Origin of the sequence: Sphingomonas sp. CCH21-G11, assembly GCF_001555965.1 — a bacterium.
GTDB lineage: Bacteria > Pseudomonadota > Alphaproteobacteria > Sphingomonadales > Sphingomonadaceae > Sphingomonas.
In genome coordinates this window covers 62,785-85,914 of the sequence record NZ_LSHX01000050.1, presented here as the reverse complement: position 1 = coordinate 85,914, position 23,130 = coordinate 62,785, and the positions used below count along the sequence as shown (strand labels likewise).

The 23,130-nt window shown below is 66.3% G+C and carries 21 protein-coding genes and 4 tRNA genes; 16 read left to right on the top strand and 9 right to left on the bottom strand.

All coding sequences use genetic code 11. The features are described from left to right. Positions 1 to 67 precede the first annotated feature (67 nt). The 4 genes from dapB (at position 68) to AX676_RS13445 (ending at position 2,032) form a co-directional block, all read left to right on the top strand. Positions 68 to 796 (top strand): 4-hydroxy-tetrahydrodipicolinate reductase, encoded by a 729-nt coding sequence (gene dapB, locus AX676_RS13460; RefSeq protein WP_066481595.1) that lies wholly within the window; start codon positions 68 to 70, stop codon positions 794 to 796. A 16-nt stretch (positions 797 to 812) separates the two neighbouring features. Continuing rightward, positions 813 to 1,472 (top strand): endonuclease III, encoded by a 660-nt coding sequence (gene nth, locus AX676_RS13455; RefSeq protein ID WP_066481593.1) that lies wholly within the window; start codon positions 813 to 815, stop codon positions 1,470 to 1,472. Between the two features lie 13 nt (positions 1,473 to 1,485). Beyond that, positions 1,486 to 1,875: a hypothetical protein gene (locus AX676_RS13450; protein WP_066481591.1), complete on the top strand. Its 390-nt coding sequence runs from the start codon at positions 1,486 to 1,488 to the stop codon at positions 1,873 to 1,875. 80 nt (positions 1,876 to 1,955) lie between these two features. After that, positions 1,956 to 2,032 (top strand) — tRNA-Arg (locus AX676_RS13445). Here the strand turns inward: AX676_RS13445 and AX676_RS17425 are convergent. From AX676_RS17425 to AX676_RS13430, 4 genes are all read right to left on the bottom strand, one after another. Beyond that, positions 2,003 to 2,209: a hypothetical protein gene (locus AX676_RS17425; protein ID WP_082730867.1), complete on the bottom strand. Its 207-nt coding sequence runs from the start codon at positions 2,207 to 2,209 to the stop codon at positions 2,003 to 2,005. The genes AX676_RS13445 and AX676_RS17425 overlap by 30 nt on opposite strands. Positions 2,210 to 2,516: 307 nt before the next feature. Continuing rightward, positions 2,517 to 3,104 (bottom strand): GNAT family N-acetyltransferase, encoded by a 588-nt coding sequence (locus AX676_RS13440; RefSeq protein ID WP_231726233.1) that lies wholly within the window; start codon positions 3,102 to 3,104, stop codon positions 2,517 to 2,519. A 77-nt stretch (positions 3,105 to 3,181) separates the two neighbouring features. Further along, positions 3,182 to 4,600, bottom strand: a complete 1,419-nt coding sequence (locus tag AX676_RS18140) for an AraC family transcriptional regulator (RefSeq protein WP_197417212.1) — start codon at positions 4,598 to 4,600, stop codon at positions 3,182 to 3,184. 226 nt (positions 4,601 to 4,826) lie between these two features. Beyond that, positions 4,827 to 4,913, bottom strand: a tRNA-Leu gene (locus AX676_RS13430). A 252-nt stretch (positions 4,914 to 5,165) separates the two neighbouring features. Here AX676_RS13430 and AX676_RS13425 point away from each other — a divergent pair. The 5 genes from AX676_RS13425 to gltB all read left to right on the top strand — a co-directional run bounded on the left by AX676_RS13425 (position 5,166) and on the right by gltB (position 13,844). Next, positions 5,166 to 6,101 (top strand): complex I NDUFA9 subunit family protein, encoded by a 936-nt coding sequence (locus AX676_RS13425; RefSeq protein ID WP_066481588.1) that lies wholly within the window; start codon positions 5,166 to 5,168, stop codon positions 6,099 to 6,101. Positions 6,102 to 6,173: 72 nt separating this feature from the next. Then, complete coding sequence (locus AX676_RS13420; protein ID WP_066481586.1) at positions 6,174 to 6,974, top strand: undecaprenyl-diphosphate phosphatase; 801 nt, start codon at positions 6,174 to 6,176, stop codon at positions 6,972 to 6,974. Between the two features lie 162 nt (positions 6,975 to 7,136). After that, a complete protein-coding gene (locus AX676_RS13415) occupies positions 7,137 to 8,588 on the top strand; it encodes an NAD(P)-dependent oxidoreductase (protein ID WP_066481681.1) in 1,452 nt (483 codons plus the stop codon). Positions 8,589 to 8,671: 83 nt separating this feature from the next. After that, entirely contained in the window at positions 8,672 to 9,274 is a 603-nt protein-coding gene (locus AX676_RS13410; RefSeq protein WP_066481585.1) for a DUF2059 domain-containing protein, read from the top strand. A gap of 31 nt (positions 9,275 to 9,305) precedes the next feature. Continuing rightward, a complete protein-coding gene (gltB, locus tag AX676_RS13405; protein WP_066481581.1) occupies positions 9,306 to 13,844 on the top strand; it encodes a glutamate synthase large subunit in 4,539 nt (1,512 codons plus the stop codon). A 271-nt stretch (positions 13,845 to 14,115) separates the two neighbouring features. Here the strand turns inward: gltB and AX676_RS13400 are convergent. From AX676_RS13400 to rpsA, 3 genes are all read right to left on the bottom strand, one after another. Then, a tRNA-Leu gene (locus AX676_RS13400) sits at positions 14,116 to 14,200 on the bottom strand. 77 nt (positions 14,201 to 14,277) lie between these two features. After that, positions 14,278 to 14,556 (bottom strand): integration host factor subunit beta, encoded by a 279-nt coding sequence (locus AX676_RS13395; RefSeq protein ID WP_082731267.1) that lies wholly within the window; start codon positions 14,554 to 14,556, stop codon positions 14,278 to 14,280. A 173-nt stretch (positions 14,557 to 14,729) separates the two neighbouring features. Next, positions 14,730 to 16,442, bottom strand: coding sequence for a 30S ribosomal protein S1 (rpsA, locus tag AX676_RS13390; RefSeq protein ID WP_066481579.1), 1,713 nt, complete (start codon positions 16,440 to 16,442; stop codon positions 14,730 to 14,732). A gap of 346 nt (positions 16,443 to 16,788) precedes the next feature. On the opposite strand from rpsA, the gene AX676_RS13385 reads away from it, so the two are divergent. Next, on the top strand, positions 16,789 to 17,133 hold the full coding sequence (locus AX676_RS13385; RefSeq protein WP_082731264.1) for a PilZ domain-containing protein: 345 nt from the start codon (positions 16,789 to 16,791) through the stop codon (positions 17,131 to 17,133). A gap of 8 nt (positions 17,134 to 17,141) precedes the next feature. Here the strand turns inward: AX676_RS13385 and cmk are convergent, their stop codons facing one another. Both cmk and aroA read right to left on the bottom strand, forming a co-directional pair. Then, a complete protein-coding gene (gene cmk / locus AX676_RS13380) occupies positions 17,142 to 17,807 on the bottom strand; it encodes a (d)CMP kinase (RefSeq protein ID WP_066481568.1) in 666 nt (221 codons plus the stop codon). A gap of 41 nt (positions 17,808 to 17,848) precedes the next feature. Continuing rightward, positions 17,849 to 19,177, bottom strand: coding sequence for a 3-phosphoshikimate 1-carboxyvinyltransferase (gene aroA / locus AX676_RS13375; protein WP_066481566.1), 1,329 nt, complete (start codon positions 19,175 to 19,177; stop codon positions 17,849 to 17,851). Between the two features lie 103 nt (positions 19,178 to 19,280). Here aroA and AX676_RS13370 point away from each other — a divergent pair, with 103 nt between their 5' ends. From AX676_RS13370 to AX676_RS18135, 6 genes are all read left to right on the top strand, one after another. Further along, complete coding sequence (locus tag AX676_RS13370) at positions 19,281 to 19,601, top strand: TIGR02300 family protein (protein WP_066481564.1); 321 nt, start codon at positions 19,281 to 19,283, stop codon at positions 19,599 to 19,601. A gap of 95 nt (positions 19,602 to 19,696) precedes the next feature. Further along, positions 19,697 to 19,772 (top strand) — tRNA-Ala (locus AX676_RS13365). 233 nt (positions 19,773 to 20,005) lie between these two features. After that, positions 20,006 to 21,001 carry an SPFH domain-containing protein gene (locus AX676_RS13360; RefSeq protein ID WP_066481563.1) on the top strand — a complete coding sequence of 332 codons (996 nt, stop codon included), beginning with the start codon at positions 20,006 to 20,008 and terminating at the stop codon, positions 20,999 to 21,001. A 10-nt stretch (positions 21,002 to 21,011) separates the two neighbouring features. Then, positions 21,012 to 21,680 carry a DUF4178 domain-containing protein gene (locus AX676_RS13355; RefSeq protein WP_066481560.1) on the top strand — a complete coding sequence of 223 codons (669 nt, stop codon included), beginning with the start codon at positions 21,012 to 21,014 and terminating at the stop codon, positions 21,678 to 21,680. Then, positions 21,673 to 22,977: a DUF4178 domain-containing protein gene (locus tag AX676_RS13350; protein ID WP_066481557.1), complete on the top strand. Its 1,305-nt coding sequence runs from the start codon at positions 21,673 to 21,675 to the stop codon at positions 22,975 to 22,977. Before AX676_RS13355 ends, AX676_RS13350 begins: the two co-directional genes overlap by 8 nt. Then, a complete protein-coding gene (locus AX676_RS18135) occupies positions 22,977 to 23,126 on the top strand; it encodes a hypothetical protein (protein WP_197417213.1) in 150 nt (49 codons plus the stop codon). Before AX676_RS13350 ends, AX676_RS18135 begins: the two co-directional genes overlap by 1 nt. The last annotated feature ends 4 nt before the right edge of the window (positions 23,127 to 23,130 follow it).

Genomic DNA, 23,130 nt, shown 5'->3' with positions numbered 1-23,130 from the left:
ACAGGCTGGGCGCGCCTGCCGCTTTCTGCCAAAGGCGCGGGCAACGTCGAACGCGCAGGAGAGCAGCATGACCCGGATCGGCATCTACGGCAGCCATGGGCGCATGGGCCGGGCGATCGCCGCGGTGGTCGGCGAGATGGGCACCGTGACCGCCAGCGGCGCCGACGCCGGCGACGATCCGGTCGCACTGGCCCGCGACAGCGATGTCCTGGTCGATTTTTCCGCCCCCGGGGCGCTGGAGGCGCATCTCGATGCGGCGCGCGCACACCGGCGGCCGATCCTGGTCGGCACCACCGGCCTCAACGCCCAGCATCATGCGCTGATCGACGCGGCGGCGGGCGAGGTCGCGGTGCTGCAGACCGGCAACACCTCGCTCGGCGTCGCGCTGCTGTCGCGGCTGGTCGCCGAAGCCGCCGCGCGGCTCGGCCCCGACTGGGACATCGAGATCGTCGAGGCGCATCACCGCGAGAAGCGCGACGCACCATCGGGCACCGCGCTGATGCTGGGCGAAGCCGCCGCGCGCGGGATCGGCAGCACGCTCGCCGAGACCGCGGTCACCGGACGCGCCGGGCTGACCGGTGCGCGCACGCCGGGGACGATCGGTTTCGCCAGCATGCGCGGCGGCACCATCGTCGGCGACCATGTCGTACTGTTCGCGGGCAATGGCGAGCGGATCGAACTCGCCCACCGCGCCGACGACCGCGCGATCTTTGCCCAGGGCGCGGTGCGCGCTGCCCTTTGGCTGATCGACCAGCCGCCGGGGCGCTTTGCCATGGACGCGGTGCTGGGCCTTTGAAGGAAGAGCCGGGCCCTTGAAGAAAGCCGACGTCATCGAATTCTACGCCCGGCTGGCGGCAGCGAACCCGCATCCGGAAACCGAGCTGGCCTATGGCAATGTCTATCAGCTGCTCGTCGCGGTCGTGCTGTCGGCGCAGGCGACCGACGCCGGGGTCAACCGCGCCACAAGCCGCCTGTTCGCCGAAGTGACGACGCCCGAGCAGATGGTCGAACTGGGCGAGGATGGCCTGAAGACGCATATCAGGACGATCGGCCTGTTCAATGCCAAGGCGAAGAACGTGATCGCGCTGAGCCAGGCGCTGATCCGCGATCATGCGAGCCAGGTGCCCGCCGACCGCGACGCGCTGGAGCGGCTGCCCGGCGTCGGCCGCAAGACCGCCAATGTCGTGATGAACGTCGCGTTCGGTGCCGAGACCTTTGCCGTCGACACCCATTTGTTCCGCGTGTGCAACCGCACCGGCCTGGCGCGCGGCAAGACGCCGCTCGCGGTCGAGCTGAAGCTGGACAAGGCGACGCCGGCGCCGTTCCGCCTGCACGCTCATCACTGGTTAATCCTGCACGGACGATATATCTGCAAGGCGCGCAGGCCCGAATGCTGGCGATGCAGCGTGGTCGAGCTGTGCGCGTTCAAGGCCAAGACGCCCGAACCGGCCGTCGACCGTGCCGGGCGATGAAGGAGCAGGACCGATGCGCCACCCGATCGCCGCCGCCATGCTGATGACCATTGCCGTGCCGGGCATGGCCAAGGACCGCAACCAGGTGCCCGAGGCGACGCCGGTCGGCAAGCCGGTGAGCTGCATCCCGCTGCGCCAGATCCGCCAGAGCATCGTCCGCAACGACCGGGTGATCGATTTCACGACGACGAACCGCAAGGTGTATCGCAACACCCTGCCCCAGTCGTGCCCGCAGCTCGGATTCGAGCGGCGCTTTTCCTATTCGACGACGATTTCGCAGCTGTGCTCGGTCGACATCATCACCGTGCTGCTCAACCAGGGACCGGGGCTTCAGGCCGGCGCGGGCTGCGCGCTCGGCGAATTCCAGCCGGTCGAGCTGGCGAAGCCGCCAGCCAGTAAATAGCCCCGCAGATCGCATCGCGACCCGCCCTCACTCGGGGCTGGCGCACGCCGCAACGCTTTGCTAGGCACGCCCTCGCGCCGGCACCCGTAGCTCAGCTGGATAGAGCGCTGCCCTCCGAAGGCAGAGGTCACAGGTTCGAATCCTGTCGGGTGCGCCAGTTTTTAGCGAGCTTGGCAGCAGCCGGACGGAAAATCTGCGCAAGAACGCTGTCGGTTGTAACGTGCTTGAACGAATTCGCACGGCGACGATTCGTCGGGCGCAGCCAGGCGGCGTGTTGCTTCTCGATGGCGTCGGGGTTCCAGATGCCCAGCGCGTCGTGCAGCGTTGCAGCCACACCCCGGGCAACGGCCTCGTTCGTCTGACAGCGCCTGACTAAAAGTTCATCACCCGAGCCTCTGGTAGAGCGCATCGGGGACTGACTGATAGCAGACGGGGCGGAGGAAGCGGTCGATGGCGAGGGTGCCGACGGAGGTGGAGCGGCCGTCGGAGGTGGCGCGACCCTCATTGTCGTAGGGAATCATGCCTGAAGACGGCACGGCAAGCGTCCGCCGGCGCTGTCGTAAACATCTCGCAGTGCCCGTAAGCGACCACGCAGGCCGTCGTGGCGACGGGTTTCCGGGACGTGACGTCCCACTTCTCCGTTATCGCAGATCATTCGGAAGCTCCGGATCATTGCAAGCCGCAGCGATAAGCTGCTGAGCGCTGTCAACCGTCAGTGCAGGCGCTGCCAGCACCACGGATGTCGCGATCTGCCGCTCCGGCACATCCCAATATGTCTTCAGGAGTTGCGCTGTCACCGTTTCGGGGACGAGCGCGAAGCCATGCCTCCGATAGAAGCCTATGGCCCAGACTGCAGCAGCCCAGGTTCCGATCAGAATGGGAGAGTTGCCGTTGCCCCGCAGGTGATTGATCAATGCCGAGCCGATGCCGTGACCCTGGTGGTTCGACAGGACATAGGCATGCCTGATCAGGCGGACATTGCGAACGCTCTGAATGCCCATCACGCCGACGAGCAGACCATCGATGGCGTAGCCCGTGAAGCGCACACCGGCAGCGATCTCGGCCTCTAACGCATCCAGGGGCATATACGGATCATGCCAGCGATCGGCCGGGATCACGCCCTTATACGCCATCGCCGCTTCGTTGATGATGGCCATGATCGCCTGATTTTCATGCTCGGCACATGGCCTGATGGCGCCCGATCCCATCGCTTCTGCACGATGCTCCAATGATCTGCTCCCCGCAGTTGCAATGGAGTCGATTTATTCGGGAGGTGCAGCGCGATCTTGAAGGAAATTGCAGACGCTCAACGCATGGCAGCAGCATAGGCACCGGGGGTCATGCCAAAGCGCCGAACGAATGTGCGGTGAAAATGGCTCTGGTCGGCAAAGCCCGCTTCGCTGCCAGCTTGGGCGAGGCCAACACCGCTGCGGATCAAGGCTTTGGCGAGGTCGAGCCGCCGCTGAATGATATAAGCGTGCGGGGTGAGGCCCGTCAGAGCGGCAAAACCACGCAGCGTTTTGAACCTGCTGGTCCCTGATATCTGCGCCAACTCGTCGAGCGGATGATCGGCGGCTGGATCAGCGTCGATCCGTTCCTTGACCTGGTCAATCGACTGCGGCGCCCTTGCCCGGGATGTTCTCGGATCGCCCAGCATTCCGGCCAGAAGCAGGATGAGCTGCTCATCCATGGCATCTTCATTGCCGCGCTCATGGGCTGCGTAAGCGGCGGCAAACCTATGGGCAGCCACCACGTTCTGAAGCACCGGACGGGTAAACTCTGTTTCGCTGCGCTTGCCTTCGTGGATATCGGCCGCGATGGCGCTCACCTTGTCCGTATCGAGATAGAGCATGGCCCATTTGCGGCTGTCGCCGATCGCCATGCCGTCATGCACTTCACCGGGGTTCACCGTGATGAGGTCGCCAGCAAAGGCCTCGACATGCCCCCTGCCGCTCCAGGACCGTTGAGCGCCAGCCAGCATCAGGCCGACGCCATATTCATCGTGAGAATGGCGCGCAAAACTCAGGGCAGAACACGCTTTGACGGCGGTCACCCGCTGCCGGCCGCCTCCCCGGACTGAAAATGAGTTGGTGGTCACGCCCAAACTCTCCAACGATACCCAGGCCCGATCAAGCCGTGGCTGACGCTTCACTTCAGATGATGAAGTAAAGCGTGTTGCCGAAATTGCGCAGCACAACGGGGAGCAGCAGTCTGCCGGTGCGCAGGCGCAGCCATACCGCGATGAAGGAAGGAATGGCGGTGAGCGCCATGGTAGGGGATCGAATGCGAAGGCCCCATCGGAATAGCCGAACGCATGCGTCATGCCGAACAGCAGGCATGACAGCACCGCCCCCCAGCCCCAATCGACCCCCAGCAACTGCTTGCGCCCCCGGAACGCCTGGTCGAGCGCGAACAGCAGGAGTCCCCGATAGAATAGTTCTTCGTCCAGACCGGGCATCGTCGTCTGGAATGCGACATCTTCCGTACTGGGCGGGTCGGCAGGGAAGAGCATGGCGATCACGACAAAGAAGCCGCAATAGGCCGCAGCAACGATTGCCGCGGCCTTCAGACTGCCCGCGGCGGGCGAGAGGGTCAGGCCGATCCGGCGCAGCCCGAAGTGCGGATGCCCAGCGATGGCGATGGTCGCGGCCAGAGCCATGAGCTTGCCCTGCCCGTTCCATGCGCCTCCCACCACATCGGGAAACCATCCGTAGCCAAGCGTCAAAAAGGCGTCGCCAAGCCTTTTCCCTCGGCTTAGCAGCGTTGATCTGGATGTAGTTCAGCATGGTCGTTTTCCCAGCAAGGCCGGGTCAATCCGAGGGCAACAGTAGAGCAACATTTGTTGCCGCTGCACATGCCCTTAGCCGGATTTCGCCAGACGGTGTCTGGCGATTCTCAGTCTAAAGATGCTATGAAATCAGCCGCTTACTGGACGTATCCAAAGCCAGTATTGGTGCCCAGAAGAGGACTCGAACCTCCACGCCCTTGCGAGCGCCAGCACCTGAAGCTGGTGCGTCTACCAATTCCGCCATCTGGGCACGGGGTAGGAGGCGCGACCTAGGGGGGGCGAATACGGATGTCAACCGGCTTGATTGGGGGTCGGTATGGAAAAACGCCGCCAGGCCTGCGGGGTCGCTCGGGCGAGGCGTGCGCCTGCCCTGCCCTGCCCCCCGGCCTTTGCGGCGCGCCTACGTAGCGCCTGCGGCGCGTCGCGACTTGCCGTTTGGCGCGACAGACGGCAAGGGCGATGCGGTAAAGCCATCAGCCCATTGCGGGGACCGAGGACAGGAATGACCGACCAACTCATCACGCTGTTCGGTGGCGGCGGATTTCTGGGCCGCTATGTCGCGCAGGACCTGTTGCGCGCCGGGCATCGCGTGCGCGTCGCCCAGCGCGACCCGCGATCCGCGCTGTTCCTGAAAACGCAGGGCGCAGTCGGCCAGACCCAGTTCGTCGCGACCGACCTGACCCGTGCGGACAGCGTCGCGCGCGCGCTCGCCGGGGCGGACGGCGTCGTCAACCTGGTCGGCATCCTGAACGGCCGGTTCGACGCGGTTCAGCGCCAGGGCGCGGAGAATGTCGCGCGCGCTGCGGCGGCGGCCGGATGCGGCGCGCTGGTCCATATCTCCGCGATCGGGGCGGATGCACGATCGGCGTCGGCCTATGGCCGGTCGAAGGGCGAGGGCGAGGCCGCAGTGCGTGCGGCTTTCCCCGCCGCCACGATCCTGCGCCCGTCGATCGTGTTCGGACGTGAAGACCAGTTCATCAACCGGTTCGCGGGGCTGATCGCGACCGCGCCGGTCGTGCCGGTGCTGAAGCCGGACACGCGCTTTCAGCCGGTCTATGTCGGCGATGTCGCCGCCGCTGCGGTCGCGGCGCTGGCCGATCCCGGCGCCTATGGCGGCAAGACGTTCGAGCTGGGCGGTCCCGACGTGATCACGATGGGCGCGCTGGTGCGATGGATCAACGACGAAACGGGGCGCGGGCGTGTGATCGTCGATCTGCCCGACGCGGCCGGCGCGGCGATCGCGTCGCTGGGCTTCCTGCCGGGCGCACCGATCACGAAGGACCAGTGGCGGATGCTGCAGGCCGACAATGTCGTTTCGCCGCAGGCCGAGGGCATCCGGGCGTTCGGCATCGACCCCACGCCGATGTCGGCGGTGGCGCCCGCCTATCTGGTGCAGTATCGCAAGCATGGCCGGTTCGCCCCGCGCGTCGGCAACTGACCCCGCCCCCTGCCCGTTCGACCCGCCGCCGATCGGTGCGGGGGTCGTTGCCGCACCGACCGGAGCCACTGAATGCACGACCTGCTGACCGTCATCCTGCTCGGCATTCTGGAGGGGCTGACCGAATTTCTGCCGGTATCGTCGACCGGGCACCTGATCCTGGCGGGCGAATTGCTGGGATTTACCGGCGAAGGTTCGGCGACGTTCAAGATCGCGATCCAGCTCGGCGCGATCCTGGCGGTGATCGTCGTTTACTGGCGGCGATTCTGGGATGTCGGCACGGGCCTGATCGCATGGCGGCGACCCGATGTGATGTTCACGCGCAACATCCTGCTCGGTTTCGCCCCCGCGCTCGTGATCGGCGTGCTGGTCTATGACGCGGTGCGTGCGGCGCTGGAAAGGCCGGTCATCGTCGCCGTCGCGCTGATCGTCGGCGGGGTGCTGATCCTGGCCATCGAGCGCATGGTCAAACGGGTGCGGTTCGAGGCCGTCGAAGCAATGCCGTTCGGCACCGCGCTGTCGATCGGCATCGTGCAGTGCCTGGCGATGCTGCCCGGCGTCAGCCGTTCGGGCGCGACGATCATGGGCGCGCTGCTGATGGGGGTCGAGCGGCGCACCGCGGCCGAGTTCAGCTTCTTTCTGGCGGTACCGACGATGGCGGCGGCGACCGCTTATGCGCTGTGGAAAGACCGCGCGCTGCTCAGTCTCGACGATCTGGGCGCGATTGCGATCGGCTTCGGCGCGGCGTTCGTGACCGCCCTGATCGTGGTTAGAATATTCGTCGCCATTGTCGGGCGTTACGGGTTCGCGCCCTTTGCCTGGTACCGCATCGTGGTGGGCGCAACCGCATTGGTCTGGCTGCTCCAACGTTAAAGGTCCGTTTCGGGCCTTTGTTGTCGAATATGGAATGACAACGATCCCGAGATTAAGGAGATACCGCAAGATATAGGTAAGTATAGCTGATATATTGGTCGTTTTTTGCGTGACTCCCGCGCATTGTGAAGCTAAATGGCGCGCGAAACCCGGGATCAAGTCATGGCCAGTGAAAAGCTCCTCCAGTTCGTCGATCGGGCACAGGCCTATCCGCCCAAGCGCGACGCAGGGCACCGCGCGAGCGATTTCCGCGAGATTGCCGAACGCTACGCGCCGCCCAGCGCGGAGGAGCAGGCGGGACGCTGTTCGCAATGCGGCGTGCCCTATTGCTCGGTCCACTGCCCGCTGCAGAACCATATCCCCGACTGGTTGCGCCTGACCGCGGAGGGTCGGCTGCGCGAGGCCTATGCGCTGAGCAATTCGACCTCGACCATGCCCGAGATTTGCGGGCGCATCTGTCCGCAGGACCGGCTGTGCGAAGGCAATTGCGTGATCGAATTCACCGGCCACGGCGCGGTGACGATCGGGTCGGTGGAAAAGTTCATCACTGATACCGCCTGGGAACAGGGCTGGGTCGAGCCGCTGGTGCCCGGTCGCCCGCGCGGGCAGTCGGTAGGCATCATCGGCGCGGGACCAGCGGGACTGAGCGCGGCGGAATATCTGCGCGTCATGGGCTATGACGTCCATGTCTATGACCGCTATGATCGCGCCGGCGGGCTGCTGACCTATGGCATTCCCGGTTTCAAGCTGGAAAAGCACGTGGTCACTCGCCGGGTCGAGCGGCTGGCCGCCGGCGGCATCGTCTTCCATGCCGATTTCGAGGTCGGGCGCGACGCGAGCCTGGAGGCGCTGCGGCAGCAGCACGACGCGGTGCTGATCGCGACCGGGGTCTACAAGCCGCGCGAGATCAAGGCACCCGGCGTGGGGGCCGGCGGCGTGGTCGAGGCGCTCGACTATCTGACCGCGTCCAATCGCAAGGGGTTCGGCGACGCGGTGCCGGCGTTCGACGACGGCAGCCTGAATGCCGCGGGCAAGCATGTCGTGGTGATCGGCGGCGGCGACACCGCGATGGATTGCGTGCGCACCGCGGTCCGCCAGGGCGCGAAGTCGGTCAAGTGCCTGTACCGCCGTGACCGCGCCAACATGCCCGGCAGCCAGCGCGAAGTCGCCAATGCGGAAGAGGAAGGCGTCGAGTTCGTCTGGCTCTCCGCGCCCGAAGGCTTCACCGGCGGCGGCCAGGTCAATGGCGTGCGCGCCGCGCGGATGCGGCTGGGCGCACCCGACGCCAGCGGCCGCCGCGCACCCGAGCCCGAGCCGGACAGCCAGTTCACGCTGGACGCCGACCTGGTCATCAAGGCGCTCGGCTATGATGCGGAGGATTTACCGAGCCTGTTCGGATCGGGTGAGCTGGGCGTCACCCGCTGGGGCACGGTGCGCGTCGACCAGCGCACGATGATGACCAGCCTGGACGGCGTGTTCGCCGCCGGCGACATCGTGCGCGGCGCCAGCCTGGTCGTCTGGGCGATCCGCGATGGGCGGGACGTCAGCGACAAAATGCACGCTTTTCTGAAGGTGAAGGCACGGACGGCGGAAGCCGAGCAGGTGGCGGCATGATTTGGCCAACGACGCTAATCACGGTTGCTTTGATCCAAAGCACCTCGACGCCCGTTCAAAGTTCGACAGCGCCGGCAAGCTCATTGAGCGAGGATCAAGCCGTCTATAGTGAGCTCGTCGGCTATATCGCCGCTGAGGCCGACATCCTGTCATCAGGGGCTGCCAATTTCGAGGCATCTTTCAACAAGGGCTTGGCTGCTAATGGCGGTGAAGCGCTCGAAGCACGGTTCCCTGGGATCACGAAAGTCGTAGGGACTGCGGGCAAGAACGAAACGCTCGCCATATTGCGCGAAGGATACCCCGAAATTCGCGGGATCATCCTTGCCGAGTTGAGGAAGAACCTGACCCCACAAGAGGCGCGGGACGCCAACAGATTTTATGGCTCGCCGACTGGCCAGAAGCTTATCCGCGCTGGGGTCGCCGGGGCGCGTGGCAGCAGCTTCGATGCGATTTCGACCTCGGGGCAGCAGAGCGCCGTCGCGGCGATGGGGCCTGAGGATCAACCCGCGCTCCTTCAATTTGCAGGCACCAGCGCGTTCAAAAAGATCGCGGTGCTTGGGCCGCCACTGCAGAGAATGTCAGCTGACTGGGCCACTGCTTTGATCGCCAAGTCCGACGCAAGACTGAAAGCGGTCGTTCAAGCGGCAATGAACGCGCACCTTTCGAAATTGCGATCGAAAAAGTGAACTACATGAAGCGGCTTAGCAGCAGGAAGTTATGACCGAAGTAGTCAATCATCTTGGCTTTGAACGTGCCCGTCTGGCGCGCGAGGGCATGTATCGTCCCGAGTTCGAAGGCGATGCGTGCGGCGTCGGCCTGGTCGCGGCCACCGATGGCCGGGCGTCGCGGCGCGTCGTGCGATCCGCCATCGATGCGTTGCGCGCGGTGTGGCATCGCGGCGCCGTCGACGCGGACGGCCGCACCGGCGACGGCGCGGGGCTGCATGTCGATCTGCCGTTGCGCTTCTTCGACGATGCGATCGTCAATTCGGGGCACAAGGTGCTGCCCAACCGGCTGGCAGTCGGCATGGTGTTCCTGCCACGCACCGACCTTGGCGCGCAGGAGACGTGCCGGACGATCGTCGAGAGCGAGATCATCGACGCGGGCTACACCATCTACGGCTGGCGCCAGGTGCCGGTCGATGTCTCGGTGATCGGCCAGAAGGCGCAGGCGACCCGGCCCGAGATCGAGCAGATCATGATCGCCGGCCCGATGCCCGACGAGGTGAGCGCGGCGGAGTTCGAGAAGAACCTCTACCTTGTCCGCCGGCGCATCGAGCGCCAGGTGATCGCCGCGCAGATCAGCGGCTTTTATGTCTGCTCGCTGTCGTGCCGCTCGATCATCTACAAGGGACTGTTCCTGGCCGAGAGCCTGTCGGATTTCTATCCCGACCTGAACGACGACCGTTTCGAAAGCCGCGTCGCGATCTTTCACCAGCGTTATTCGACCAACACCTTTCCGCAATGGTGGCTGGCCCAGCCGTTCCGATGCCTGGCGCATAATGGCGAAATCAATACGATCCGCGGCAACAAGAACTGGATGAAGAGCCACGAGATCAAGATGGCCTCGATCGCGTTCGGTGAACGCAGCGAGGACATCAAGCCGGTGATTCCCGCGGGCGCGAGCGACACCGCCGCGCTGGACGCGGTGTTCGAGGCGATCTGTCGTTCGGGTCGCGACGCGCCGACCGCCAAGCTGATGCTGGTGCCCGAAGCATGGCAGGGGCGCAGCGACCTGCCGCCCGATCATCGCGCGATGTACGAATATCTGGCGAGCGTGATGGAGCCATGGGACGGCCCGGCCGCGCTTGCGATGACCGATGGCCGCTGGGCGGTCGCCGGCACCGACCGCAACGCGCTGCGCCCGCTGCGCTACACGCGGACGAGCGACGGGCTGCTGATCGTCGGTTCGGAAGCCGGCATGGTCGTCGTGCCCGAGGCGAGCGTGATCGAGAAGGGCAGGCTCGGCCCCGGCCAGATGATCGCGGTCGATCTGGATCAGGGCGTGCTGTTCGCCGATCGCGCGATCAAGGACAAGCTGGCGGGCGAGGCCGATTATCCGGCCATGATCGGAAAGTTCCTGACGATCGCTGACCTGCCCGATGTGGCGGGCGACGCTGATGGCGGCTATGACCGTGCCGACCTGGCGCGGCGGCAGGTCGCGGCGGGCCAGACGCTGGAGGACATGGAGCTGATCCTCTCGCCGATGGTCGAAAGCGCCAAGGAAGCGGTGGGCTCGATGGGCGACGACACGCCGCTCGCCGTCATCAGCGACAAGCCGCGGATCATCAGCCAGTTCTTTCGCCAGAATTTCAGCCAGGTGACGAACCCGCCGATCGACAGCCTGCGCGAGCGCCACGTCATGTCGCTCAAGACCCGCTTCGGCAATCTGGCCAACATCCTGGACGACGAACCGCGCGCCAATCCGGTGCTGGTGCTCGACAGCCCGGTGCTGACCAACCGGGAATGGCATCGGTTGAAAGGCTATTTCGGCGCGACCGCCGCTGACATCGACTGCACCTTCCCCGCCGGCAGCGGACCCGAAGGGCTGCGCGCCGCGATCGCCCGCATCCGCGCCCAGGCCGAACAGGCGGTGCGCGAGGGCCGCAGCGAGCTGTTCCTGACCGACGAGGCGATCTGTGCGGAGCAGGTCGGCATTCCCGGCGTGCTCGCCGCGGCGGCGGTGCACACGCACCTCGTGCGCAAGGGGCTGCGCTCCTATGCCAGCGTCAACGTTCGCGCCGCCGAATGCCTCGACACGCATTACTATGCGGTGCTGATCGGGGTCGGCGCGACGACGGTCAACGCCTATCTGTCCGAAGCCGCGATCGTCGACCGCCAGGCACGCGGGCTGTTCGGCGACCTGTCGATCGAACAATGCCTGGAACGGCATCGCACCGCGATCAAGGAAGGGCTGCTCAAGATCATGTCGAAGATGGGGATCGCGGTGATCTCCAGCTATCGCGGCGGCTATAATTTTGAGGCGGTGGGCCTCAGCCGCGCCCTGGTCAACGACCTGTTTCCCGGCATGCCGGCAAAGATCTCGGGCGAGGGCTATGCCTCGCTCTACGTCAATGCCAGCGAGCGCCACGAGGCGGCGTTCGACAAATCGGTGGTGACGTTGCCGATCGGCGGCTTCTATCGCCAGCGCGCGGGCGGGGAGGCGCACGCCTATTCGGCACAGCTGATGCACCTGCTGCAGACCGCGGTCGGCACCGACAGCTATTCGACCTATCTGCAGTTTTCGCGCGGGGTGCGCGAGCTGCCGCCCATCTATCTGCGCGATCTGCTTGAGTTCAACTTCCCCGCGGAGGGGATGGCGATCGACCAGGTCGAGGCGATCACCGAGATCCGCAAGCGTTTCGTGACGCCGGGCATGAGCCTGGGCGCGCTGAGCCCGGAGGCGCACGAGACGCTGGCGATCGCAATGAACCGGATCGGGGCGAAGGCGGTGTCGGGCGAGGGCGGCGAGGACCGCATCCGTTACCAGCCGTACGAAAACGGCGACAACGCCAATTCGGTCATCAAGCAGGTCGCATCGGGGCGGTTCGGCGTCACCGCCGAATATCTCAACGCGTGCGAGGAGATCGAGATCAAGGTGGCGCAGGGCGCGAAGCCCGGCGAAGGCGGGCAGCTGCCCGGGTTCAAGGTCACCGAGTTCATCGCGCGACTGAGGCATTCGACGCCGGGCGTCACGCTGATCTCCCCCCCGCCCCATCACGACATCTATTCGATCGAGGACCTGGCGCAGCTCATCTACGATCTGAAGCAGATCAACCCGCGCGCACGGGTGTGCGTGAAGCTGGTCAGCTCGGCGGGCATCGGCACGGTCGCGGCGGGCGTCGCCAAGGCGCATGCCGACGTCATCCTGGTCTCCGGCCATGTCGGCGGTACCGGGGCCAGCCCCCAGACGAGCATCAAATATGCCGGCACGCCGTGGGAAATGGGGCTGAGCGAAGTCAATCAGACGCTGACGCTCAACGGCCTGCGCGGGCGGGTGAAGCTGCGCACCGATGGCGGCTTGAAGACCGGGCGCGACATCGTCATCGCCGCGATCCTGGGCGCGGAGGAGTTCGGCATCGGCACGCTCAGCCTGGTGGCGATGGGCTGTATCATGGTGCGCCAGTGCCATTCCAACACCTGCCCGGTCGGCGTGTGCACGCAGGACGACAAGCTCCGCCAGAAATTCGTCGGCACGCCCGAAAAGGTAATCAACCTGATGACCTTCATCGCCGAGGAAGTGCGTGAGATCCTCGCGCGGCTGGGCGTGCGCTCGCTCGACGAGGTGATCGGGCGGACCGAGCTGTTGAAGCAAGTCTCGCGCGGGGCCGAGCATCTCGACGATCTCGATCTCAACCCGATCCTGGCCAAGGTCGACGCACCCGATGTCGAGCGCAAGTTCAGCCTGTCGACCTTCCGGAACGAGGTGCCCGACAGCCTGGACGCGCAGATGATCCGCGATGCCGCCGCGGTGTTCTCGCGCGGGGAAAAGATGCAGCTCACCTATTCGGTGCGCAACACGCATCGCGCGGTCGGCACGCGACTGTCGAGCGAGGTGACGCGCACCTTCGGCATGGACAAGCTTGCCGACGGGCACATCCATGTCCGGCTGCGCGGCAGCGCTGGCCAGTCGCTCGGCGCGTTCCTGTGCCGCGGCATCACGCTCGAGGTGTTCGGCGATGCCAATGATTATGTCGGCAAGGGGCTGTCGGGCGGCACGATCGTGGTGCGGCCGATGGTGTCCTCGCCGCTCGCTAGCCAGGACAACACGATCGTCGGCAACACCGTGCTTTATGGCGCGACCACCGGCCGGCTGTTCGCCGCCGGTCAGGCGGGCGAGCGTTTCGCCGTGCGCAATTCGGGTGCCCAGGTCGTGGTCGAAGGGTGCGGCGCCAATGGCTGCGAGTACATGACCGGCGGGATCGCGGTCGTGCTCGGACGGGTCGGCGTCAATTTCGGCGCGGGGATGACCGGCGGCATGGCGTTCGTCCTCGACAGCGACGACAGCTTTGCGCGTCTCGCCAATCCCGAAAGCATCACGTGGCAACGCATCGCGTCGGCGCACTGGGCAGGGATATTGCGCGACCTGATCGAGCAGCATCATCGCGCGACGGACAGCAAATGGTCGGGCGGACTGCTCGAGGACTGGGACCGGGTGATCGGCCAGTTCTGGCAGGTGGTGCCGAAGGAAATGCTGACCCGGCTGGAATATCCGCTGGCCGATCGCGCCGACGTCGATCTGGTGGCCGCGGAATAGTCTCACGCGCGTCCACGCGCTACGCGGGGCCTGACCGGAGCGATCGACCGACCTTGGCCCCCGATTTGCCGTCGCCCCGGGTCTGATCCGGGGTCACGTTTCTTCGCGCACCGCATGAGGCAGCGAAACCCCGGCACAAGGCCGGGGTGGCGGTGGCACGCTGGCTGTATTTTGCGCCGGTATCCATGCCGGTCAGTCGCTCGGGGTGCGCGTTCGATGATTTGCCATCATCCGCTGTGCCTGCCGCGCCGCGACAGCTCGATCAGGCGACTGGTGCGGACGGCGGGACTTGAACCCGCACTGGTTGCCCAAGCGGATTTTAAGTCCGCTGCGTCTACCGATTTCGCCACGTCCGCGTGCCGCGCGCGCTGCGATGCCATAGCGGGCGGCGTTGCGCGAGCGGGTTTCGCGGTCACGCGAAACGGTCGGCGCCTCACATGTTGAGGCGCAGGCGCATTTCCTTGCCGGGCTTGAAATAGGGGACGCGCTTGGCGTCGACCGACACCGTCTCACCGGTGCGCGGATTGCGGCCGACCCGCGCATCGCGCGCGCGGGTGGAGAACGCGCCGAAGCCGCGCAGTTCGACGCGCCCTTCGGCGGTCAGCCGGCTGGTGATTTCATCGAAAAAGATCGTGACGACCTGCTCGACCTCACGCAACGACAATTCAGGATTGTCGTTGGCGAGCATCTGAACGAGTTCCGAACGGATCATGTTATGCCCCACGGCCATGCGGTGAAAAAATGTACGCGAAAACAACATCGCCGTCATTCTTCTCGGGCTGTCGCATGATAAGCTGGTTTCTTGATCTGAATCAAGCTGGCTTTCGGGGCAGGTGACCAAAATCGAGGCGCGGCGGGACCCGAAGGCCCCGCCGCGGTCTCGAATCAACGCTGTTCGTTGCGCGCCTTCAGGGCCTCGCCCAGAATGTCGCCGAGCGACGCGCCCGAGTCGGACGAGCCGTACTGGGCGACCGCCTGCTTCTCTTCGGCGATCTGCATCGCCTTGATCGAGAAGGTCGGCTTCTTCGAGCGATCGACCCCGGTGACCATCGCGTCGAACTTCTGGCCAACTTGGAAGCGCTCGGGGCGCTGCTCGTCACGGTCGCGGCCCAGATCGGTGCGCTTGATGAAGCCGGTCGCGCCGTCTTCGCCCGCCTGAACCTCAAGCCCGGCGTCGCGGACTTCAAGTACGGTGACGGTGACGATGGCGTTCTTGTTGAGCCGCTCGCCGGTCGCCGCCGCGCCGCCGACCGACGGACCGCCGCGCTCGAGCTGCTTCATGCCAAGCGAGATGCGCTCCTTGTCGGGCTCGATCGCCAGCACGACCGCCTGGACGGTCTCGCCCTTGCGATGCAGGTTGAGCGCGTCCTCGCCCGAGATGCCCCAGGCGATGTCCGACATGTGCACCATGCCGTCGACGTCGCCGTCCAGGCCGATGAACAGGCCGAATTCGGTCGCGTTTTTGACTTCGCCCTCGACGGTCGAACCGACCGGATGCTCCTCCGCGAACTTTTCCCACGGATTCGCCTGAGCCTGCTTGAGGCCCAGCGAGATGCGGCGCTTGTCCTCGTCGACCTCGAGCACGACGACATCGACTTCCTGGCTGGTCGACACGATCTTGCCGGGATGGACGTTCTTCTTGGTCCAGCTCATTTCGCTGACATGGACCAGGCCCTCGATGCCGGCCTCCAGCTCGACGAACGCACCATATTCGGTGATGTTGGTGACGCGGCCCGACAGCTTGGCGCCGACCGGATACTTGGCGATCGCGCCGTCCCAGGGATCGCTTTCCAGCTGCTTCATGCCCAGCGAGATGCGCTGGGTGTCGCGGTTGATGCGGATGATCTGGACACGGACGGTCTGGCCGATTTCCAGGGCCTCGGAGGGGTGGTTGACGCGCTTGTAGGACAGGTCGGTGACGTGCAGCAGGCCGTCGATGCCACCCAGGTCGACGAACGCACCGTAATCGGTGATGTTCTTGACCACGCCATCGATCACCTGGCCTTCGGTCAGGCTGAGGATCAGGCCCGAACGCTGCTCGGCGCGGGTTTCCTCGAGCACCGCGCGGCGCGAGACGACGATGTTGCCGCGCTTGCGATCCATCTTCAGGATCTGGAACGGCTGCGGAATGTCCATCAGCGGGGTGACGTCGCGCACGGGGCGGATGTCGACCTGGCTGCCGGGCAGGAAGGCGACGGCGCCGTTCAGGTCGACGGTGAAGCCGCCCTTGACGCGGCCGAAGATGACACCCTCGACGCGGGCGGTCTTGGCGAATTCGGTTTCCAGCTTGTCCCACGCGGCTTCGCGGCGGGCGCGGTCGCGGCTCAGCATCGCTTCGCCGTTCGCATTCTCGACGCGGTCGACATAGACCTCGACTTCGTCGCCGACCTTCAGTTCGGCCTTCTGGCCGGGCGCGGCGAATTCGCGCAGCGGCACGCGGCCTTCGGACTTCAGCCCGACGTCGATGACCGCCAGGTCGTTTTCGATGCCGGTGACGGTGCCGATGACGACGCGGCCTTCAAAGCTGTCGGCGGTGCCGAGCGTCTGTTCGAGAAGTGCTGCGAAATCATCGCGGCTGGGATTTGCCGAAGTGGCCATAGAGCGTGAGATCCTGTTCGTTCGTTTCCGGCCGGCCGGTTGTCTCCGGCGGTCTTGGTGGCCGATTTGCCCCACCGGCCCCATGCCGATACGGCATCCGCGCGACCGGGCGTGCCGAAGGAGATTTGCGCCCGAAAAAGCGAAAAAGGGCGCGAGAGAATCATGTTCTCCGCGCCTCCCCGACCGCGAGCACCCGCTCGTCAGACGCGCGGCGCATAACGCAACCGCCGCGCAAAGGCAAGGTGATGCGGGCAACTCCCGCTGCGCGCCATCCATCCTGCCGAAACATAACGAAAATGTCACGGATGGAAACGGCCGGTTAACCCTAAGTCGCTAAGCTTCCCGCATGGCGAGCGTAGATGAGCCTAGCGAGCGGGAACCGCGTGCCTCGGTGATCCTGCGTGCCGTGACCGTGGTCGCGGGGCGCGGAATGATCGGCGATCTGCGGGTGCGCAACCTGTCCGCGCACGGTGCCTGCCTTGACCATGAGGACGCTTTGAAGCCGGGCGATCGCCTAGCGATCGACATGGGACAGGTGACCGGCCTTACCGCCACGGTGATGTGGGCCAATGCACGCCAGGCGGGCGTCCAGTTCGATCAGCAGGTCGATATCGAACAAGCGCGCAAACCGCGCAATGCCACCCCGGCGGTCCGTACGGGATGGGTGGCCGACCTGCGTTCGCCCTACTGAACGCCGCTTCAGGACGCCGGCCGCTGCCCTGACCCGGTGGGCGCGACGCTGGCGCCGACCCGCTTCGCCTCGACGATGGCGATGGCGCGCTGGATCGCCGCATCGATCGCTAGAAAGCTGGTGTCGAGGACGACCGCGTCCGCGGCCGCGACCAGCGGGGCGGTCGCACGGCGGCTGTCACGTTCGTCGCGCGCGCGGATGTCGGCGAGCACGCGGTCCAGGCTGACGCTCGATCCCATAGCGCGCAGGTCGCCCAGGCGACGCTGGGCGCGGATCATCGGCGTCGCCCGCACGAACAGCTTGGCGTCGGCATCCGGCGCGATCACCGTTCCGATGTCGCGCCCGTCGAGCACCGCGCCGCCCGGTTGCGCGGCAAACCGCCGCTGGCGCTGGAGCAGTGCCGAGCGCACCAGCGGATGCGCCGACACGATCGAGGCCGCGCGTCCGACCTCCTCACCGCGCAGCGCCGGGTCGTCGAACAGCCGATCGTCGAAATCGCAGGCGGCGACCGCGTCGGCCTCCTTCTCCGGGTCGAGCTCCTCACGCAAAACGGTGGCCGCGACCGCGCGATACAGCAGCCCGGTGTCGAGATGCGGCAAGCCATAGTGCCGCGCGAGCGCGCGGGCGATCGTCCCCTTGCCCGACGCAGCCGGGCCATCGACGGCGATGATCATGCGACGATAGGTCCGGTTGTCATGTCGACGGCAGCGAACACTCAACCGGCCAGCAGGTCAAGCGTGTCGAAAAACGCCGGATAGCTGGTGGCGACGGGTGCCACGTCGTCGATCGTCAGCGGCGCGCGGCACGCCAGCCCCGCGACCGTCATCGCCATCGCGATGCGATGATCCAGTTTCGATTCGATCGTACCGCCCCCGGGCAGCGGATCGCCACCCGTGCCGGTGATCGCCAGGCCATCGGGAAACTCCTCGATTCGCGCGCCCGCCGCGGTCAGCGCCGTCGCCATGGCGGCAATGCGATCCGATTCCTTGACGCGCAGCTCCTCCGCCCCGCGCGCGACCGTCCGCCCCGCGGCAAGGGCGGCGGCGACGAACAGCACCGGATATTCGTCGATCATGCTGGGCGCGAGTTCGGGCGGCACCTCGATCGCGCGCAGCGGCGCATGGCGGACGCGCAGGTCCGCGACCGGCTCGCCACCGACGACCCGCGCGTCCTGCGCGTCGATCGACGCCCCCATCGCGCGGAGCGCGGTCACGATGCCGGTGCGCGTCGCGTTCATGCCGACATTGCCGATGACGATGTCGGACCCGGGCACGATCGAACCCGCGACCAGCCAGAATGCCGCCGAGGACGGATCGCCCGGCACGGTGATTGTCTGGGGGGCCAGTTCGGCCTCGCCGGTGATCGAGATGATTCGGCCCGCCGGACCCGGCTCGATCGTCACCTGCGCGCCGAAGCCGGCGAGCATCCGCTCGCTATGGTCACGCGTCGCCACGGGTTCGATCACGCGCGTGATGCCCGGCGTGTTGAGCCCGGCAAGCAGCACCGCCGACTTGACCTGGGCGGAGGCGACGGGCAGCCGGTATTCGATCGGCACCGCGGGACAGATGCCCCGCACCATCAGCGGCAGCCGGCCGCCCGGCGATGCGGCGATGTCGGCGCCCATTCGGGTCAGCGGATCGATGACGCGCGCCATCGGCCGCGCCGACAGCGATGCGTCGCCGATAAAGGTCGCGGTGATCGGGTGCGCGGCGACCAGCCCCATCAGCAGCCGGGTCGACGTTCCCGAATTGCCCATGTCGAGCGCACCGGCCGGCTGGAGCAGCCCGCCGACACCGACGCCATCGACCACCCATTCGCCGTCGTCGCGGCGTTCGATCCGCGCGCCCATCGCGCGCAGCGCCGCGGCGGTCGCCAGCACGTCCTCGCCCTCCAGCAGGCCGCGGATGCGACTGGTGCCCACCGCGAGCGCGGAAAACATCAGGGCACGGTGGCTGATCGACTTGTCGCCCGGCACATGGAACGCGCCCTTCAGCGCGCCGCGCGCGGCGATCGTCATCGGGCGGGAATGGGGGGAAGCGGACATGGGCAGCGGGCTTTTGACAGCGGCGTTGCGCTATGGCAAGGCGCGCCCCACTTTGCGGGGCCCGCCCTGCGATCATCGCATTCTTGAAAGGTAGAGGCGACACATGGTGAAGCCGGAATGGGGCACGAAGCGCACGTGCCCGAAATGTGCGACGCGTTTCTATGATCTGACGAAGGACGATCCGGTCACCTGCATCAATTGCGGCTATGCCTGGGAACCCGAGCCGATCCTGAAGTCGAAGCAGCCGCTGCCCTATGAAGCGGCGAAGAACCCGGCCGCGGTCGCGAAGACCGAGGATGCGGACCTGGGTGACGACGAACTGGACATCGAGGCCGACGACGACACGCCCGCAGACGACGATGTCGACCTGGGCGGCGACGACGATCTGGGGGTCGAGGCACCCGAGGACGACGACGAAAGCTGATCGGGACTGAATTGCAGGCGTCAGCAGGCGCTTGCCAAAACCGCGTCGCTCGATTAGTGGGCGACGCCTTCCCGGGCTGCACCAGCCGGGACGATGGGGCCGTAGCTCAGCTGGGAGAGCGTCGCAATGGCATTGCGAAGGTCAGGGGTTCGATCCCCCTCGGCTCCACCATTCCACCGACAAGCGCGCTGAACGCCTGTTCCTGCCGGCAGGCGTTTTCAACGCCGCCTTTGGGCACCGGACGCGCGCCGGGGTGGCCGCGCACGGATCATCGCGGCGTCGACAACCCGACGACATACCGTACAGCCGGGGCGCCCGCCGAAATCGCGCCATGCGGCGCGCTTTCGACTTTGAACGGCGTGACGATGCCGCTACCCTGCATATTCCGATCCGGGAGGGGTGTGATGGGTATTTTCGATTTCCTGTCGAAGCAGTTTGTCGACGTCATCGACTGGGTCGAGGAGCCCGGCGTCCTGGCGATCCGCTATCCGATGCAGGATCGCGAGATCCAGAATGGCGGCCAGCTGACGGTGCGCGAGGGGCAGGTCGCGTTTTTCTATAACGAGGGGCAGATCGCCGATGCGTTCGGGCCGGGCCAGCACACGCTGGAAACCGCCAACCTGCCGCTGCTCACCGCCCTGCTCAACTGGGACAAGGGCTTCAAATCGCCGTTCAAGGCCGATGTGCTGTTCTTTACCCAGAAGGAGCAGACCGGGCTGAAATGGGGCACCGCCCAGCCGGTGACGGTGCGCGACAAGGAATTCGGCCCGCTGCGCATCCGCGCGTTCGGCGGCTATTCGTTCCGGATCGAGGACGTGCCGACCTTTCAGGCCAAGCTGATGGGCACGCTGGCGCAGGTCCGCGTCGAGGACATCGAGGATCAGCTGCGCTCGGCGATCTCGACCCAGCTCGCCAGCGCGCTCGGCCAGTCGGAATTCGCCTTCGTCGACATGGCGGCGGACCAGGCAGCGATGTCGGCGCGGCTGCGCGATCTCGTCCAGCCCGCGTTCGCGCAATGGGGTCTGTCGTGCCAGACCTTCTTCGTCGAAAGCCTGTCGCTGCCCGAGGAAGTGCAGAAATATCTCGACAAGGCGTCGTCGATGCGGGTGGTCGGCGATCTCGACCGCTTCGTGAAGTTCCAGTCGGCCGATGCGATCGGCACGGCGGCGGCGCAGGAAGGCGGCATTGCCGGGCTGGGCGTCGGCGCGGGTGCCGGTATGGCGCTGGGCCAGGCGATGGCGGGCGCGCTGGGCGGCGGCGCGGCGGCTGGCGCGGGCGGATCGGCCAGCGACGACCCCTATGCCCAGATCGAAAAGCTCCACCGGTTGATGACCGCGGGCGCGATCACCCAGGCGGAGTTCGACACGAAGAAGGCCGAGCTGCTGGGCCGCATCCGCTGATCCTGCCGCAGTGCTGACGATCGATTGCCCCAATTGCGGCGCGCCGGTGACCTTTCGGTCGGCGGCGTTGCCGTCGCGGGTATGCGACAATTGCAAGTCGATGCTGGTGCGCAGCGACGACGGCGTGGCGATCGCGGGCTTGCAGGCCGCGTTGCCCTTCGACGTCAGCCCGATCCGGATCGGCACCGCCGGCCGGTTCGAAGGCCGGTCCTTCGACGTGATCGGCCGGGTGCGCTGGGCGTGGAGCGACGGATCGTGGAACGAGTGGCTTTGCCTGTTCGGCGACGGTCGCACCGGATGGCTGGGCGAAGCGATGGGCGATTTCATGATGACCTTCGAGCGCCCGGTCGGTGACCTGCGCTCGCCCATGCTGCGCAGCGTCGTTTCAGGAGCGGCGCCAATCGTCGGCGGGTCAGCCGAGATCGATGGCGAGGAAATGACGATCGCCGACGTGCGCGACGTGCAGTGCATCGCGGCCGAAGGCGAGCTGCCGTTCCGCGCGCCGCCGGGCTGGCGCATCCTGTCGATCGACCTCAAATCCGCCACAGGGCGGCTCGTCACGCTCCAGCGCGATGGCGACACGACCTCCTTCTATGACGGGCGCTATGTGACGCTGGCCGAACTGTCGCCACGCAACCTGCGCGCCATTCAGGGCTGGACGATGCCGCGCTATGACTGACGCGCCGGCCCCCGCCGCCGCCGCGCTGACATGTCCCTCCTGCGGCGGCACCGTCACCTTGCGCGCGGCAGGCTATACCGTGACGGTGGCCTGCCAATATTGCGGCAGCATCCTCGATGTGTCGCAGCCGCAGGTAAAGCTGGTTACCGAGTGGAAGCGCGCCAGCGAACGCCTGCGCATCCCGATCGGCACGCGCGGCACGCTGCGCGGCGTCGAGTGGGAAATGATCGGCTATATGCGGCGCAGCGAGCGCGGCGCCTATCCGTGGGAAGAATATCTGCTGTTCAACCCGTATCACGGCTATCGCTGGCTGATCTACAATCGCGGGGGCTGGAGCCTGGGGCGCCAGCTGAACGTCGCGCCGACCGGCTACCGCGCGCCCGAGATCGATGGCCGTCCGATGGAGCCGTTCTTCGCCGATGGCGAGGCGCAGGTCGACGACGTGGTCGGCGAATTCTACTGGCGAGTGAAGCGCGGCGATACGGTGCGCACCGACGACTGGGTCGCACCCGGCTTCATGCTGTCGCGCGAAGCCGATGCCAGCGAAGTCAATTGGTCGCTGTCCGAACTGCTCGATCGCGACGAAGTGCCCGACGCGTTCGGCGTCGAGCGCAGCGGCCGCATCTGGCCGCCGCTGCCGCACCAGCCGTCGCCCGTCCTGCCCTGGCTCAAACAGGCATTGGTGGTCGCCGCGCTCGCGATCGGGGTGATCGTGGCGGCTGCGCTGTTTACCAGCGGCAGCAGCCGGCTGGCGGCACAGCGCGCGCCGATCGCGTCGGACGGGTCCGATCAACAAGCGGTGATCGGCCCGATCGTCCTGACCCGCGCGCGCCAGCGCGTGAACGTGCGCGCAATCGTGCCTGATCTGTCGAACGGCTGGGTCGAGCTGGACTTTGCGCTGGTCAACCGCGCCGATCAGCGCGGCTATGGGGCCAGCAAGACCGCGGAGCGTTATTCCGGCCGCGATTCCGACGGCGACTGGAGCGAAGGCTCCCGGCGCAAATCGGCCAGCTTCGCCGCCGTTCCGGCGGGCACCTATGACCTGATCGTCGACTATCGCGCCGAACGCTGGCTGGGCGCGCAGTCCGCGGGCGACTGGCGGCTCGATTCCCAGGACCCGCAGATCGAGTTTGTCGTGAGCAGGCAGTCGGGGTCGGTCGGCAACGTCATCCTGGCACTGATCCTGATCGCAATACCCGTGCTGATCGGCGTGCTGCGTCACGCGTCGTTCGAGACCCGCCGCCGCGCCGAAAGCGACTTCGCGCCGACCGGCGATGACGAGGAGGACGACGACTGATGCGCGCGGGCACTTTCATCTTCGCCCTTTGGTGCATGGCCGTGATCGGCCTGTTCATGCTCGCGACCGGCTATGCTTGGTCGCCCTTCGCCGATGGTGGCCGCGCGGGACCGCGCCCCGTCGTCTTTTCCGGTCCGACACACAAATAAGGGG